We start from the raw sequence: 15,614 nt of genomic DNA on the forward strand, positions 1-15,614 counted from the left end.
GCAGGCGTCCCGTCGCGCGATTGGTCGAGTCGCTCAGAAGATCGTTCGTGCATTCCCGAGCGCGTATTGCTGCTCGGATTGTCAGCGTTCCAAAGTAGCGACGATCCGCGTCGCTCGATTTGCCTGACTCATTGAGGCACCAATTGAGCCTCGCGCAGCGCCTCGTGACATTGGGCAGATCCAGGCGGAAAACGCGCACATCCCAATACGGCCACGACCGAGACCCCACATTGGCCGGCCCAGGCGACGAAGTTCCAGGCCAGGGGGGCCGCGCCGGACCGCTCTTCATCGCCCCTCCCGCGGCCCGAGCGTGGCGCCCCCAAAACTCGACAGAGCTCCGAGCAGCGCCACTCGAGGCCGCGCCGGCCCCATCATGGACAATGCGATCAAAACGACATGATGGCCCGATTTCGCGCCTCGACGCAGGCAAAGCGACGATCTAGAAAATACGCAATTGACTGGATCCCCGCGGCGCCGCCTTGTCGGCCCTGGACGGATCCCCCAGACTGAAGACGATTCCCCAATCATCCTCGAGGGTGTCGTCCTGGTAGTTGGACCGATGCTGACACGAGCGCGACGTTCACCAGGCATCTCCGAGGTGGCGCGCGCGAGCTTCGAGATGCATGCACCCCGCATACCCAAAGACGAGGTAGCGCGGCTCACCGCGCTCGAGAGCTACGAGATCCTCGATACGGCCCCCGAGGAGAACTTCGACGATCTGGTCACCTTGGCGGCCCACGTCGCCGACACGCCGGCGGCGCTGATCTCCTTCGTCGACGCCGATCGCCAGTGGTTCAAGGCCAGCCACGGTGTCGACATGGTCCAGACCCCGCGCGAGCTGTCCTTTTGTGGTCACGTCGTCGCCACGGGGCAGAGCCTGGTCGTCGAGGACGCCCGCGAAGACGCGCGCTTTTGCGACAACCCCCTGGTCTGCGACGAGCCCCACGTGGCCTTCTACGCCGGCCTGCCCCTGATCACCCCCGAGGGCCACGTGCTCGGGACGCTGTGCGTGCTCGACCACCGCCCGCACGTGCTCGGCCCCGAGCAGCTCACGATGCTCCGGCGCCTCGCCCACCAGGCCATGGACGCCCTCGAGCTGCGTCGCTACATCCGCCGGGTCGAACACGAGCAGCGCGCCCTGGTGGCCAGCGAGCAGCGCCTCGCCCTCGCCAACCGCCTGGCCACGGCCGTGACCACCGCGCAGCGCTCCTTCATCCTCGGCGAGCCGCTGGCCGCGGTCTGCGAGCGCATGCTCGAGCACTTCCTCGAGCTCTCGGACAGCTCCTTCGGGCTGATCGGCGAGATCCGCTACGACGCCGAGGACGCCCCCTACCTGCGGACCCACGCGATCACCAACATCGCCTGGGATCCCAGCTCCCGCGAGTTCGTCGGCGCCGGCCTCGAGTTTCGCAACCTCGACACCCTGCTCGGCGCGACCTTGCGGACCGGGGCGCCGGTGCTCGCCAACGACCCGGCCAACGACCCGCGCCGGGGCAGCCTCCCGCCCGGGCACCCGCCTCTTCATGCCTACCTCGGGCTCCCGGTCGCCAAGGGCGACAAGCTGCTCGGCATGGTCGGCCTCGCCAACCGCGCCGGCGGCTACGACGAGGCGATGATCGACTTCCTCCAGCCCCTGCTCGCGACCTACGCGGGGCTGCTCGAAGCCTGCCGCGCCGAGGCCAGGCGCCAGGCCTCGACCCAGGCCCTGTCCAAGGCCCTGTCCTCGCTGCGCCAGAGCAACGCCGAGCTGACCAGCTTCCTCGACCTGCTCAGCGTCGGCACCATGGTGATCAGCCCCGGCGGCGAGATCCTCCACGTCAGCGAGAGCTGCTCGGAGCTCGCCGGCGTCGAGGCCCACGCCCTCGGCCGGCAGTGGACGCGGGCCCTGCCCGTCGACGAGCGGGCCTGCGCAGCCCTCCAGGCCTGCCTGACCCTGCCCGAGGCCGAGCGCAGCCGCATCGGCGCCCGCCTGCGCGTGCACGAGCGCCTGCGCTACGTCGAGATCGACGTCCGCGACGACCCCCGCAGCCCGACCCAGCACGTGTTCTTCATCTACGACGTGTCCGAGGTCTACCAGCGCACCCGCGAGCCCCCGAGCCGGGCTGACCACGGGCTGATCGGCGCGAGCGAGGCCATGCGCAGGGTCCACGACGCGATCGAGCAGGTCGCGGCCGGGACGTGGACGGTGCTCGTCGAAGGCGAGACCGGAACCGGCAAGGAGCTGGTCGCTCGGGCCATCCACGAGGCCAGCGCCCGCCGCCACGGCCCCTTCGTGACCGTCAACTGCGCCGGCCTGACCGACACCTTGCTGGGCTCGCAGCTCTTTGGCCACATCAAGGGCGCGTTCACGGGGGCGACCAGTGATCGCCCGGGCCTGTTCGAGGCTGCCGAGGGCGGGAGCATCTTCCTCGACGAGATCGGCGACATCTCGCTGACCATGCAGCGCGCCTTGCTGCGAGTCTTACAGGAACGCGAGGTCACTCGCGTGGGCGAGACCCGCCCGCGCAAGGTCGACGTGCGCATCATCGCCGCGACCCACCGCGACATCCAGGCCATGTCCGGGCGCGGCGAGTTCCGCGAGGACCTGCTCTACCGGATCCGCATCGCGCGGATCTTCTTGCCCCCGCTGCGAGAGCGCCGCGAGGACATCCCCGCGCTGATCCAGGCGTTCTTGGCCGACGAACACGTCACCGCCGGCAAGCAGGTCTGCGAGGTCGACCCCGTCGCCCTCGAGCTGCTCATGCAGCACAGCTGGCCGGGCAACGTCCGCGAGCTGCGAGGGATCATCGAGCACGCGGTGGTCCGCTGCCGCGGCGTGGCGATCCGTCCTTGGGACCTCCCGCGGGAGCTCGAGGCCGGCGAGACCCCCAGCGAGAGCGAGGGCGACGACGCCGAGCGCGACAAGATCCTCGCGGCGCTGCGCCAGACCGGGGGCAACCGCTCCAAGGCCGCGCGCCTGCTCGGCATCGCCCGCGCGACCCTCTACCGGCGCCTCGAGTCCCTCGACATCTGAGGGCCACACCTCGTGCGCGCTCCAACGCCACGGCTCACGAGGGCAGCAACCGAGCGCGGCGCAGGCTGTCTTGCTGACGCCGACGCGTGATCAGCTCACGAACGCGCGCCATCCGACTTTGGGACTCGCAGCTCGCGGGCACCTCGACCCCGCCGGAGGCGCGGGTGAGCGAGCGAGCGGGGATCGCCTCGAGCGCCGCCTCGAGCGCGCCGATGTCGGCGAAGCGATCGTCGGGGTCGACCGCGATCGCCCGCGCGATCACGGCCTCCAGCCGCGAGTCGAGGTCCAGCCCCGTCGGCGCGAGGCTCGTCAAGCTCGGGCGAGCCCCGTGCAGGTGCGCCTGAAACACCGCGTGGCGAGTCGAGCCACTGAAGGGCACCGCGCCAGTCAGCAGCTCGCACAAGATCACCCCCAGCGCATAGACGTCGCTGCGCGCGTCGACCTCGTCGCCGAGGATCTGTTCCGGCGACATATAGGCCGGCGTCCCCGACGAGCTGATCGTCTCGAGGATGCTCGTGTCCCAGCTGCAATCGCTCTCGACGTCCGTCCCGACCAGGGCCGCCACGCCAAAGTCGATCAGCTTGATCTGCCGGCCCTCCTCGCCCGTGACACAAAAGCAGTTCTCGGGCTTGAGGTCGCAGTGGATCACCCCCGCCGCGTGCATCGCCTTCAGCCCCGCGCAGATCTGGAGCATGATCTCGCGGACCTCGACCCAGGGCAGACGACCCCTGCGCTCGAGCAACCCGGCGAGGTCCTCGCCTTGCAGCCGCTCCATGACCAGGTAGGTCAGCCCCGAGCGGGTCGCCCCGAGATCGATGATATCGACCAGGTTCGGGTGACGCAGGCGGGCCCCGATCCGCGCCTCATGGATCAACATCGCCCGGTTGAGGTCCTGCGCGTCCTCGGAGTCGCTCGCGATCTTGAAGGCCAGCGCGCGACCGTTTCGCAGGTTCTCCCCGCCGTAGACCTCCGACATGCCCCCAGAGCCCAGGTGCTCGTGCAGCACGTAGCGCTCTTCGATGTAGACGCGGCAAATTTCCCCAGCCTCGAGCTGGTCGAGATCGGCCCGCGTCGGCTCGCGACTGGCCTGTACCGCGACGAGCGGCTGAGTCGTCTCCTCTTCGAAGTCTCGCGGCATGACGACGTCGGCGTCGCAGGACTCGGAGGGAAGGGGGCGGGGGGGGAAGCTCTGCTGCATGTTCATGAGAGGCAACCGGGGCTGCCCTCATCACGTGCATCATCCGATCCAGATAGCCCCCTGTGGATTGTCTGTTTTTCTGGCCTCCTAGACCACGCGTTCGTTCGTCCGCGCCCTGCTGAGACACATGTGTCTCATTGGCGCGAGACACATGTGTCTCAGGCCTAATTCATGAGACAAACCTGTACGATTGGCCACACTTGGCCTCCAGATCAGGTCGTGAAGACTATCGAGCATCGACTCCATCGAGGGCCTGATCTCATGGCCAATCGCAGCTCACTTCGGGTCACCAACGCTCGGGCTTCACCTTCGTTCTCGAGTTTGGACCAGCACGAATGCCCCATGGTTCGTCGCCACCCCAGAGTTCGTCGACGCCACACCGACCATGGACGCCACACCACAGCGCGCTCGAACATGGCCGCGTCACCAGGTTGTTCGCACCAGGAAAAACGAGGTCAATTCAAACACGAGCAATTCGAAGCAGTGGCTCGAAAAAGTCTCCGCAATGACCCACCTGGATCCACACGATCCCCGCGAACGATCCACGAGGAGCCCGCACGCGACCCAATTCCGGCCATTGCGGCCCAAGCTGGCGGCGCGCTCGCGCGGCGCTATTGTCGGCCCGCCATGAGTCAGATCCTCAACCAGCTCGTCGAACTCCTCGCCCTCGAGCAGATCGAGGTCAACCTCTTCCGTGGCCAGAGCCAGGATCTCGGCTGGGGCTCGGTGTTCGGCGGTCAGGTCCTGGGTCAGGCGCTCTCGGCCGCGGTCCAAACCGTCCCCCCCGAGCGCGCCGTCCACTCCGTCCACGGCTACTTCCTGCGCCGCGGCGCCGTCGATCGCCCGATCGTCTACGAGGTCGACCGCATCCGCGACGGCGGCAGCTTCACCACCCGGCGCGTGGTCGCGATCCAAAACGGCAAGGCGATCTTCAGCCTCGCGGCCTCCTTTCAGGTCGAAGAGAGCGGCTTCGAGCACCAAGACGACATGCCCGAGGTCCCCCCGCCCGAGTCCCTGCTCACTCAGCAAGAGCAGGTCCAGCGCCACGCGGACCAGATCCCAGCGCCCTTTCGCGCCAAGTTCCTCGCCGAGCGCCCCTTCGAGATCCGCCCCCTGGACTCGGAGACCGACCTGATCCAGGTGCCCTCTCGCGAGCCGCGGCGCATGTTCTGGATCAAGGCCAACGGCGAGCTCCCCAAGGACCCGGCGCTGCACCGCTACCTGCTCGCCTACGCCTCGGACTTCTCGTTTTTGACCACCGCGATGCTGCCCCACGGCGTGACCTGGCTGACCCCCGGCGTCCAGATCGCCAGCTTGGACCACGCGATGTGGTTCCATCAGCCCTTTTGCGTCGACCAGTGGCTGCTCAACGTGGTCGACAGCCCCAACGCCCACGGCGGCCGCGGGCTGGTGCGCGGGCGGATCTTCACGCAGGACGGGCGCATGGTCGCGAGCACCGCCCAGGAGGGGCTGATCCGCATGCGCGCGCCCGCGCCTCAGCCCTGAGCGCGGCCGGACCCGCGCCGAGCACAGCGGCCCAAAACACGCGCGGGCCCGGACCGGAGTCGGTCCGAGCCCGCGCGCTCGAGCGTCGCCAGCCTCAGCCGACCTTCAGCACGAGCTTGCCCAGCTTCTCGCCCGAGAACAGCTTCGCAAAGCTCTCGCTGAAGTTCTCGAGCCCGTCGATCACCGTCTCGCGGTAGCGCAGCTTGCCCTCGGCCAGCCACGGCCCGAGCTTGGCGTAGGCCTCGGGGTAGCGCGCGACGTAGTCGAAGACCACGAAGCCCTCCATGCGCGCGCGCGAGACCAGCAGCGCCATGTAGTTGGCGGGGCCGCGCATCTTGTCGGCCTGGTTGTACTGAGAGATGGCGCCGCAGATCACCACCCGCGCCCCGCGGGCGAGGCGGCCGAGCGCGGTGTCGAGGATCTCGCCGCCGACGTTGTCGAAGTAGACGTCGAGGCCGTCGGGGCAAGCCTCGGCCAGGCGCGCGCGCACGTCTTCGTTTTTGTAGTCGATGGCCACGTCGAAGCCGAGGTCGTCGATCAGGTGGGTGCACTTGTCCGGGCCGCCGGCGATGCCGACCACGGTCTTGGCCCCCTGGAGCTTGGCGATCTGCCCGACCACCGAGCCCACGGCGCCCGCGGCCCCGGACACGACGACCGTGTCCCCGGCCTTCATGGCGCCGACCTCGAGCAGGCCGAAGTAAGCGGTCATCCCCGGCATGCCGAGGATCCCCAGGTAGGCCGAGAGCGGGGCGAGCTTGGGGTCGACCTTGGTCAGCCCCTTGGCCGCGGTCCGGGCCACGCTCTGGACCCCGGTCACGCCGTAGACGTGGTCACCCACGGAAAATTTTGGGTCCGCCGAGGCCACGACCTCACCCACGGCGCCCGCGCGCATGACCTCGCCGAGGCCGACCGGCGGGATGTAGGACCGACCCTCGCGCATCCACCCGCGCATCGCCGGGTCGAGGGAGATGAAGCGGTTCTCGACGACGACCTCGCCGGCCGCCGGCTCGCCGACCTCGGCCGTGCGCAGTTCGAAGTCTTCGCCAGTCGGCAGCCCCTCGGGGCGGCGGACGAGGATCACCTGGGTGCTCTCGCGGTTCATCGCTGGCAGGATAGCGCGGTCGCTCGGGAACCTGCCTACCTGGGCCTCCCCCGTCGGGGAGGCCCGCGTTCGAGTGGCGTCAGGCCGAGACCCCGCCGATCCGCGCGCTCGAGTTCATCCGCCGCCACAGCGCGCTGCCGAGCAAGAAGCTCGAGCCGCCGAAGATCGAGACCCACAGTCCGCGCAGATCCGGCACCAGGCAGATCAGCACCGCCGCGAGGACGAAGCCGATCCCCGTCCACAGCATCCGGCGATCCAAGGTCGCGCCCATGACCCCGGAGATCGTCGCGGCGATGACCATGGCCATGGCCTGGGTGGCGATCAGGTCGAGCTTTCCGATCCACGCGACCGAGAACAGCAAGACCACGCCAGCGCAGCCCGCGGTGATCGAGGCCATGAGCTGGCGGTTGGCGAGGTTGCCCTCCCGGCGATCGATGAACCTGCTGCCGATCCCCGTGACCAGGGTCAGCAGCCCGGTCAGGACGATCATCGCGGCGTAGCTGGGCTCGTAGATCCCAAAGTAGCGCACGGAGAAGAGCAGCCCCGCCCCGAGCGCGAGGATCGAGGCGTTGATCATCGTGAGCCGCCGACGCAGGGCGACGTTGACCACCAAGGAGGCGTCGCGGCGCAGGGCCTCGAGGGCCTCCGCGTCGTGCTCGCGCGCGGCCTGGCGCGCCCGCAGCTGCTCGAGGCGCGACTCGTAGTCGGCCAGGCGGTTGGCGTAGCCGGGGCGGCCGCCCGAGATCTCGATCGCCTCGTCGGCCTCGCTCGGGACCTCGCCGCGAGCCTCCCGCTCGGCCTCGTCTTGCAGCTGGCCGAGGTAGCTGGCCGCGGCCTGGGCGTTGCCGAGGCCGAGCTCGCGCTCGAGCAAGAACTCGAGCAGGGCGCAGAGGTCTCGGCGCGCGCGGGCGTTCTCGGGCCACTCGCGCAGGGCCTGGCGCAGGCCAAAGCGCGCCTCGGCGGCGAGCTGGGCGAAGCGCGCGGGCTCGAGGGTCTCCCTGCGCAGCCGCGCGAAGCTCTGGCGCGCGGCCTCGCTGAGATCGACCGCGGCCCGGTGCTGCAGGAAGTCGCCCACGGCGTCGCGCAGGCCCGCCGCGCTAGCGAAGCGCAGCTCGTGCTCGCGCTGCGTGGCGCGGTTGCAGATCTCGGCCAGCTCCTCCGGCACCCAGCTCGGGTAGTCGTGGGCCGAGGACTCGTGCGAGGCGAGCAAGGTCTCGGTGATGCTCTCGCCGACGTGGCGACGAGCGCCGAGCAAGACCTCGTGGAGCATCGCGCCGAGCAGGTAGACGTCGGTCCACGGGCCGATGCGCTCGGCCTCGCTGGCGACCATCTCGGGGGCCATGTAGCCCGGCGTGCCCTCGAGGCCGATCACGTCTTCGGGCCGCGCGTGACCGCGCGGGCCGAGCTCGAGGGCCAGACCCCAGTCGACGAGGTAGACCTCCTCGAAGGCCCCGAGCATCACATTGTCCGGCTTGAGGTCGCGGTGGATCACGCCGTGGCTGTGGGCGTAGTCGACGGCGGTGCACACCGCCATGAACACCCGCAGCGCGCGCTCGACCTGGCCGGGGTCGGGGTCGCGGCCTTCGACATAGAGCGGCTCGAGGGCCCGCTTCCACGGCGTGCCCTCGATGAACTTCATCACCAGCACCGGCCAGCCCTCGTCGCTGCGGCCGAGGGTGTGGATCGGGACGATGTTGGGGTGCTCGAGGGAGCCGGCTAGCCGAGCCTCGCGCAGCAGCGCCGCGCGGCTCTTGGCGTTGCGCCGCTCGGCGCGAAGCTGCTTGACGGCCACGCGTCGGCCCAGGGACTGCTGGCGCGCCGACCAGACCTTGGCCATGCCCCCGGAGCCGATGGTCCGCTCGAGCACGAGCTCGCCATCGCCATCGCCATCGCCATCGCCGAGCAGCCGCGGCAGAGCGAGCACCCCCGTGCTCTCGGGGCCTCCCGTGTCGCCCTCTCCCTCACCTCGTTCATCGCCCTCGCCCAGGGTCTCCGCCGGCGCCTCGCGCTCGAGGACCAGCTTGCCTTCGCGCGCCACGAAGGCCTCCGCCAGCGTGAGCGTGGCTTCATCGAGGCCGAGCTCGCTGAGCCGCTCGTCGAGCGCCGTCATCCCCGAGACCGCCCCCGGAGCGCCCGAGCGAAGTCGAGCATGGTGCGACGGCCTCGCAGCCCGTGGTGGAACCCAACACGCAATTCTCGCTTCAACCCCAGCAGCGAGCCTAACACCGAGGGGTCCGATACAGCACCTACTCGCGACTTGCGCCCAGGTGCCTCGATGTCCAGTGCAGACTCGGTGAGGAGCGAACCCACCATGATGATTTCAGCGCCCCGAGCTGCGCTCCACATTTTGTACCCACCCCGCGCGACACCAGGCGTCGCCGCTCCCCTCGCCGCGACCCGCCGAGCCCACGCCCGCCCACCTTCGGCTTCACGGTCCGCGCATCCACCACAGGCGAGGCCAATCCAGCCTCGGCGCGGCCCGAGGCGACGCTACGGCCAGAGGACCGAGAGCGCCCGCAGACCTGCATTGGACGTGGCTTCAATGCCATGGGTGCTAGCATCATGAAGTTGGTGGTGGAGGCGCACGAAGACCAGCCCGCGCTCGACCTCGAGGCTGTCGACGAGGGGATCCAATTCGGCGCCATCGAGGCGCTTCGACCCCTGATCCTCTACATCGCCGCGCCGGCGGCCCTGCTCTTCACCACCCTCGAGGTCACCGAGCACGGCTTCACGCCCCTGCTGATCCTACAGCTGGTCTGCGCGCTGGTCCTCGGCGCTGGCTTTTGGCCGCCCCCCAGTCGCCGGCTCAACGCGCTGCTCGGCGTCGCCTTGCACCTCTACGCGATCTCCTGCTTTCTCCACTACGGCGCGCTGCTCGGCGTCGGACTGCTGTTTTGCGGGGCCACCTTGTCCGCGACATTCTTCTTCAATGTTCGCGGCGCGGTCGCCAGCGTGATCACCTCGAGCGCCACGATGCTCATCAGCACGATCGGCGCGCAGCAGGGCTGGCTGACGGTGCCACACACCCCCGAGACCACGGCCGACTGGCTGCGCATGAGCGGGCTCGTCGCGATCGCCACCAGCGGCCTGGCGATCATGTTCACGCGCATTCAGCTGGCCATGCGCGAGGCCCTGGTCCTGGCCTTCGACGCCCGCGCCGACCAGCGCGAGGCCGAGCGCGCCCGGGCCCAGGCCCTCGAGGTCGCGACCCAGGCCCAGCGCCTCGAGGCCGCCGGGCGCCTGGCCAGCGGGGTCGCCCACGACTTCAACAACGCGCTGCTGGTGCTCCAGGGCACCATCGAGGAGCTCGGGCTGACCGACGACCCCGACGAGCGCCGCGGCCTGGTCGAGGAGGGCTGCGCCGCCGTCGAGTCGGCCTCCTCCACGGCGCGCCAGCTGCTCGGCTTCGCCCGCCCGCGAGACGAGAGCGAGGCCGACTGCCAGCCCGGACCGCTGATCGAGCGCTTCGTGCGGTCCATGGGCCGCATCCTGCCCAAGACCCTGAACCTGCGCGCAGAGGTCGACCGCTGCGCCCACGTCCCCCTGTCCTCCGCCGTGCTCGAGCAGATCTTGCTCAACTTGGTGATCAACGCCCGCGACGCCTGCGCAGGCCCGGGGACGATCCGCGTGGGCTGCCGGACCAGCCCCCAACGAGAGACCCTGCTCTACGTCGCCGACGACGGCGCGGGCATCAGCGACGAGATCCGGACCCGACTCTTCGAGCCCTTCTTCACCACCAAGGGCCCGCAGCAGGGCACCGGCCTGGGCCTGTCCATGGTCCGCGATCTGGTCGTCTGCGCCGGCGGCCAGATCGACGTCGAGTCCAGCTTGGGCCAGGGCTCGTGCTTCACCTTGCGCTGGCCCGACGCCACCACCCAGCCCCAAGACGACGTCGAGGACACCGAGACCCTGCGCCCGGTCGGCCGCGCCGACGCCCACGTCCTGCTGGTCGAGGACCGCCTCGACGTCGCCCGGGTGATGACGAGGACCCTGACCAACGCCGGCTACGCCGTGACCTGCACCCACTCGCTCTACGCCGCCGAGCGCCTGCTGGGCGACGGGCGCTTCGACCTGCTGTGCACCGACGCGCTGCTCCCCGACGGCCGCGCGACCGAGCTCATCTCGGCCTATCGCACGGTCTACCCCCGCGGCGCGGTGCTGGTCTGCGCCGGTCAGGGCGAGCACTACGAGTTCGGCGAGGCCGGCACCCCCCTGCTCTACAAGCCCTTCTCGCCGCGGCAGCTCCTGGCCAAGGTCTCCGCGATCCTGGGGCCGCCGCCCTCCCCCCGGGCGACGGGCCGGCCCTGATCCCCGGACCGCCGCCACCACCGGGACGGAATCTCGGCGTCCGGACACCTGCCCGAGTAGAGGGTGAACGCACGCGATCATCAATTTCGGCCCGAGCGCGCCCAGGAGCCCCTGTCGGCCGCCTTCGAGGCCCTCTATCACGAGCACTTCGCCTTCGTCTGGCGGACGCTGCGGCGCTTTGGTGTGCCCCGAGGTCAGCTCGAGGACGCTAGCCAGGACGTGTTCGTGATCGTCCACCGGCGCTTTGGCGCGTGGTCGAAGCACGCCTCGGTCCGCGCCTGGCTCCACGGGGTCGCGCGCAGAGTGGCCTCGAACCACCGCCGCGGCCTCGAGCGTCACCAGCGAAAGCTCGCCGCGGTCGCCGCCCGCGAGCCGCCCGCCCTGCGCCCGATCGAGGAGCGAGTCAGCGCCCGTCATCGCCTCGAGCGGGTCGCCGAGGCGATCGCGGCCCTCGAGCCCGACCGCCGCGAGGTCTATGTGCTCATCGAGGTCGAGGGTATGCGCGCCCAAGAGGTCGCCGACGCCCTCGGCTGCAAGCTCAACACCGTCTACTCTCGCCTGCGTCGCGCGCGGGTACAGATCGCGCGCGCCCTCGGTGAGCCCAAAGACCCACGAGGGGGGAGCGATCATGGCCAAGCTCGATGACCTCACGCGCCGGGCCCTGCTCGACCGCGACGCTCCGCCCCCCGGCGCGAACGAGCTCGTGCTGACGCGGCTGCGGGCCCAGCTCGGTGGCCCCGGCGGACCCGAGCGGCCCGAAGACCCTGGCGGTGGCCAGCTACCCGAGCCGACCTCTGCGCCATCGGGAGGCGAGCTCGTCACCAGCCAAGCCGGTGGCGGCCAGCTGCTGTGGGCCGCCAAGATCGTCGGCGCGACGACGGGCCTGACCTGCGCGGGCTTGCTCGCCCTCAAGCTCGGCGCCCTCGCCCTGTCGCCACCGACCTCCCCAGCCGCGGCGCAGCCCGCCGACGCGACGGCCCGCGCGAGCGTCGATCCCCAGCCACCGCGCGAGCGAGCGAGCAACGACCCGCGAACGCAGCCACGGGACAGCGAGCGCGCCCCGCCTCCCGCGGCCTCGCCCAGCGCCTCGCCGCCCGCCGCCTCGCCTGCCAACTCCGCCTCCGCCTCCGCCTCCGCCTCCTCGGCGTCGGCTCGCGCGCGGGCGCCCGCGGACCTCGGCGGTGACCCAGCCGAGGTCTCGGCCCAGCGAGGCACCGCCCAGGGCACCTCGACCCTGGCCGAGGAGCTCGCCTTGCTCCGCGCCGCCGAGCGTGCGCGCGCGAGCGATCCCGCGGCCGCGCTCGCGACCCTCGAGCGCCACCGCGAGCGCTTCCCCGACAGCGCTCTGACCCCCGAGCGCGAGGTCCTGCGCCTCGAGCTCCTGTGCGACCTCGGGCGCGAGCGAGAGGCCGCAGGCGTCCGCGCTGCGCTCGAGCCCACCCTCGTCGGCTCGCCGCTGCGCCGCCGGGTCGCGGTCAGCTGCGGGACAGATTCCGAGCGGATCGGAGACCGATCTCCATGAGCCATGCAAATCCTCATCGATCGAACCTCGCCGCTGCTCTTCCTTCCCCTCGCCACCCTCGTCGCCTGCGTGCTCCCAGACAAGTCGATCGGAGACGACCCCGTGAGCGACGGGACCGGGACCACCTCGACCGACTCCGGCGACGCCGACTCCGACGACGCCGACTCCGACTCCGACTCCGGCGACACTGACAGCGACTCGAGCGCCACCAACTCCACCGACAGCGCCGACGATGGAGACCCCTGCTTCGGCCCAGACCTGAGCCCCGCCCAGGACGAGGACTGCGACGACGTGGCCCTCGCCTGCGACAACGCCACCTCCCACTTCAACCCCAGCCAGCTCGACCAGGACGGCGACGAGCTCGGGGACGTCGCCGATCTCTGCCCCCTGCTCCACGACGGCATCTACGCCAGCACGACGGACCAGGACGGCGACGGCATCGGCGACGCCTGCGACCGCTGCCCCTTCGAGCCCGAGCACTACCGCGTCGACACGATCGAGGATCCCCGGCTGTGGGTCCGCAACACGCCCTGGACCGGCGACGCGGATCAGGACGGGGTCGGCGACGTCTGCGACAACTGCGTCGCCGTCGCCAACTGCCAGGGCTACGACGCTGACAACCCACCCGAGCACGGGACGCTCGCCGACGACGGCACCGGCCAAGACTGCCAGCAAGACGCCGACGGCGACGGCATCGGCGACGCCTGCGAGGGCAGCACCCTGCCCGGGGCCGCCGGGCCGGTGGGCTTCGCCGGCAGCGACGACTTCGATCAGGACGGGCTGTCCAACCTCGAAGACCTGTGCCCGCGGATCCCCGTGGCCGCCCTCGCCTGCGCCAGCGACGAGGACTGCCCCGACGCGACGAGCTGCACCGCCGCGGGGGTCTGCAACCACGCCGACCGCGACTCCGACTTCGTCGGCGACGTCTGCGACACCTGCCCCGGGAGCGCCAACCCCATGCAGGTGGCCGCGGCCGGCATGGCCATCGACGACGCCGACGGCGACTTCGTGGGCGCCGCCTGCGAGACGAACTCGGCCTGCGCCGAGCGCAGCGACCCCGCCCCGATCGGCTTTTACGACGTCGCCGTCGACGGCCGCTGCTGCGTGACCCTCTACCCCGGCGACGGCGAGCTGCACACGCCCCTGGGCGTGCCGGTCGTCCGCGAGTGCTCGGAAGCCGACGAGCAGCAGGGCCTGTGCACCTCGCTCACGGGCCCCACCCTCGCCACCCCCGGGGCGGTCGAGCTCCCCCCCGGCTGCGAGCAAGCCCTGGCCGACGCCGGCGTCGACGCGGCCACCGCCTTGACCCTGACCGACGTCGGCGACGACCCGCTCGCGCTGTGGTCCCACGCCTGCCTGCTCCCTCAGCACGACCAGGACTTCGACGGGGTCGGCGACGCCTGCGATCTTTGCATGTTCGCCTTCGATCCCAGCAACACGATCTACGTCGACGAGCAAGCCATGGCCTGGCCCAACGCCGGGGCGGCCTGCAACGGCGCCTTCAGCCCCACGCTAGTCAGGGGCGCGGCCTGCTGGTCCGAGTGAGGCGCTCTTCTATACTCGTTCGCAATGCTCCCGCTGGCCCTCGCCCTCCATGTCCTGGCTGCCAGCCCGCCCGCGACGGCGGGCGCGGTCCAGGACCCCGAGATCGAGGTTCAGCGCCCGAGCCCGGCCCTGTGGCGCCTCGACTGGCGAGCGCCGCTGGGCTGCCCCACCCGCGAGCAGATCATCGCCGAGATCCGCAGCTACCTGCCCACCCTCGACGGCCCGACCACCAGCGCGCGGCCAGTCGAGCTCCAGCTCGACGCGACGCTCGGCCGCGACGCGGAGGGCGGCGGCTACCGAGCCCGCGTCGAGTTGCGCGACAGCAGAGGCCGCAGCGCCCGGGTCATCCGCTCCGAGAGCTGTCGCGAGCTCGCGGACGCGGTCGCGCTGATCGGCGCCGTGACCTTGGATCCGCTGCTCGCCGCGCGGACCATCCACACCGAGCTGCCCGCGCCCCCGCCGACCCAGGCCGAGGACGGCCCCCAGCCGCCACCACCCCCGCAGCCGCCCACCGACGAGGTGCTCGACACCCCAGCCGCGGCCACGGACGCACGCAGCGACGTGAACGCGCGCAGCGACGTGGACGCGCGCAGCGACGTGGACGCGCGCAGCGACGTGAACGCGCGCAGCGACGTGGACGCGCGCACCAGCCAGCCCGGTAGCCTCGGGATCCACCTCGCCCCCAGCGACGACGACGAGGGTCCAGCTCGACGGCCGCGCGTTGGCCTCGGTATCCACGGCCTCGGCGGCTTCGGCCCGGTCCTGGCTGGCTTCGGCGGCGTCGGGGGCAGCTTCGCGGTGTTCGCCTCGCGCTGGCGAGCCCAGCTCGAGGGCGGCTGGTGGGCGCCCAGGACCCTGCGCCTCGACGACGGCGCCGCGGGGGAGATCCAGGCCTGGCGCCTGGGCGCGCGCGCGTGCTTCGTGCCCACGCCCGGCGCCGTCGAGCTCCCGCTTTGCGCCGGAGCCGAGGGCGGCCAGGTCCTCGCCCGCGGGCTCGCCCCGACCACCGAGATCGAGTCGGCCACGCAGCCCTGGGCCGCGCTCTCCCTCGGGCCGGGGCTGCGCTGGCCGATCCTCTCCAGGCTCGCCCTGAGCGCGGACCTGAGCCTCGTCTTGCCCGTGGTCCGTGGCGCCTTCGTGATCGGGGAGCGCGAGCTCACCTCGCTGACGCCGGTGGGCGTGAACGTGGGCCTCGGCGTCGAACTCAGGATCTAGTTTTAATGGGGGCTTTCACAAAGCCCCCTCACTCCGGGCGGCGGAGCCACCCTACGTTCACCCCAAACGCTCGCCTTCCGGCTCGTGGTTCTCGTCTCAATGGGGGCTTTCACAAAGCCCCCTCACTCCGGGCGGCGGAGCCACCCTACGTTCACCCCAAACGCTCGCCTTCCGGCTCGTGGTTCTCGTCTCAATGGGGGCTTTC

General features: G+C 70.9%; 10 protein-coding genes. 7 read left to right on the forward strand and 3 right to left on the reverse strand.

Annotated features, from left to right (window positions below; all coding sequences use genetic code 11):
- Positions 1-619: 619 nt before the first annotated feature.
- Positions 620-3,013 (forward strand): sigma 54-interacting transcriptional regulator, encoded by a 2,394-nt coding sequence (locus G6O69_RS03355; protein ID WP_172302083.1) that lies wholly within the window; start codon positions 620-622, stop codon positions 3,011-3,013.
- 34 nt (positions 3,014-3,047) lie between these two features.
- Here G6O69_RS03355 and G6O69_RS03360 read toward each other — a convergent pair whose 3' ends face one another.
- Positions 3,048-4,217: a serine/threonine-protein kinase gene (locus tag G6O69_RS03360; RefSeq protein WP_172302084.1), complete on the reverse strand. Its 1,170-nt coding sequence runs from the start codon at positions 4,215-4,217 to the stop codon at positions 3,048-3,050.
- Between the two features lie 621 nt (positions 4,218-4,838).
- Between G6O69_RS03360 and tesB the strand changes: the two genes are divergently transcribed.
- Positions 4,839-5,717: an acyl-CoA thioesterase II gene (gene tesB, locus G6O69_RS03365; RefSeq protein ID WP_172302085.1), complete on the forward strand. Its 879-nt coding sequence runs from the start codon at positions 4,839-4,841 to the stop codon at positions 5,715-5,717.
- Between the two features lie 94 nt (positions 5,718-5,811).
- Here tesB and G6O69_RS03370 read toward each other — a convergent pair whose 3' ends face one another.
- Both G6O69_RS03370 and G6O69_RS03375 read right to left on the reverse strand, forming a co-directional pair.
- Positions 5,812-6,819, reverse strand: coding sequence for an NADP-dependent oxidoreductase (locus G6O69_RS03370; protein ID WP_172302086.1), 1,008 nt, complete (start codon positions 6,817-6,819; stop codon positions 5,812-5,814).
- A 79-nt stretch (positions 6,820-6,898) separates the two neighbouring features.
- Positions 6,899-8,929 carry a serine/threonine-protein kinase gene (locus G6O69_RS03375; protein ID WP_172302087.1) on the reverse strand — a complete coding sequence of 677 codons (2,031 nt, stop codon included), beginning with the start codon at positions 8,927-8,929 and terminating at the stop codon, positions 6,899-6,901.
- A 452-nt stretch (positions 8,930-9,381) separates the two neighbouring features.
- On the opposite strand from G6O69_RS03375, the gene G6O69_RS03380 reads away from it, so the two are divergent.
- The 5 genes from G6O69_RS03380 to G6O69_RS03400 all read left to right on the forward strand — a co-directional run bounded on the left by G6O69_RS03380 (position 9,382) and on the right by G6O69_RS03400 (position 15,409).
- Positions 9,382-11,127: an ATP-binding protein gene (locus tag G6O69_RS03380; RefSeq protein ID WP_172302088.1), complete on the forward strand. Its 1,746-nt coding sequence runs from the start codon at positions 9,382-9,384 to the stop codon at positions 11,125-11,127.
- Positions 11,128-11,190: 63 nt separating this feature from the next.
- On the forward strand, positions 11,191-11,772 hold the full coding sequence (locus G6O69_RS03385) for an RNA polymerase sigma factor (protein ID WP_172302089.1): 582 nt from the start codon (positions 11,191-11,193) through the stop codon (positions 11,770-11,772).
- Positions 11,756-12,649: a hypothetical protein gene (locus G6O69_RS03390; RefSeq protein WP_172302090.1), complete on the forward strand. Its 894-nt coding sequence runs from the start codon at positions 11,756-11,758 to the stop codon at positions 12,647-12,649. Before G6O69_RS03385 ends, G6O69_RS03390 begins: the two co-directional genes overlap by 17 nt.
- A gap of 3 nt (positions 12,650-12,652) precedes the next feature.
- A complete protein-coding gene (locus G6O69_RS03395; protein WP_172302091.1) occupies positions 12,653-14,194 on the forward strand; it encodes a thrombospondin type 3 repeat-containing protein in 1,542 nt (513 codons plus the stop codon).
- Positions 14,195-14,218: 24 nt separating this feature from the next.
- Positions 14,219-15,409, forward strand: a complete 1,191-nt coding sequence (locus tag G6O69_RS03400; protein ID WP_172302092.1) for a hypothetical protein — start codon at positions 14,219-14,221, stop codon at positions 15,407-15,409.
- The last annotated feature ends 205 nt before the right edge of the window (positions 15,410-15,614 follow it).

The sequence above is a fragment of the Pseudenhygromyxa sp. WMMC2535 genome (genome assembly GCF_011083025.2).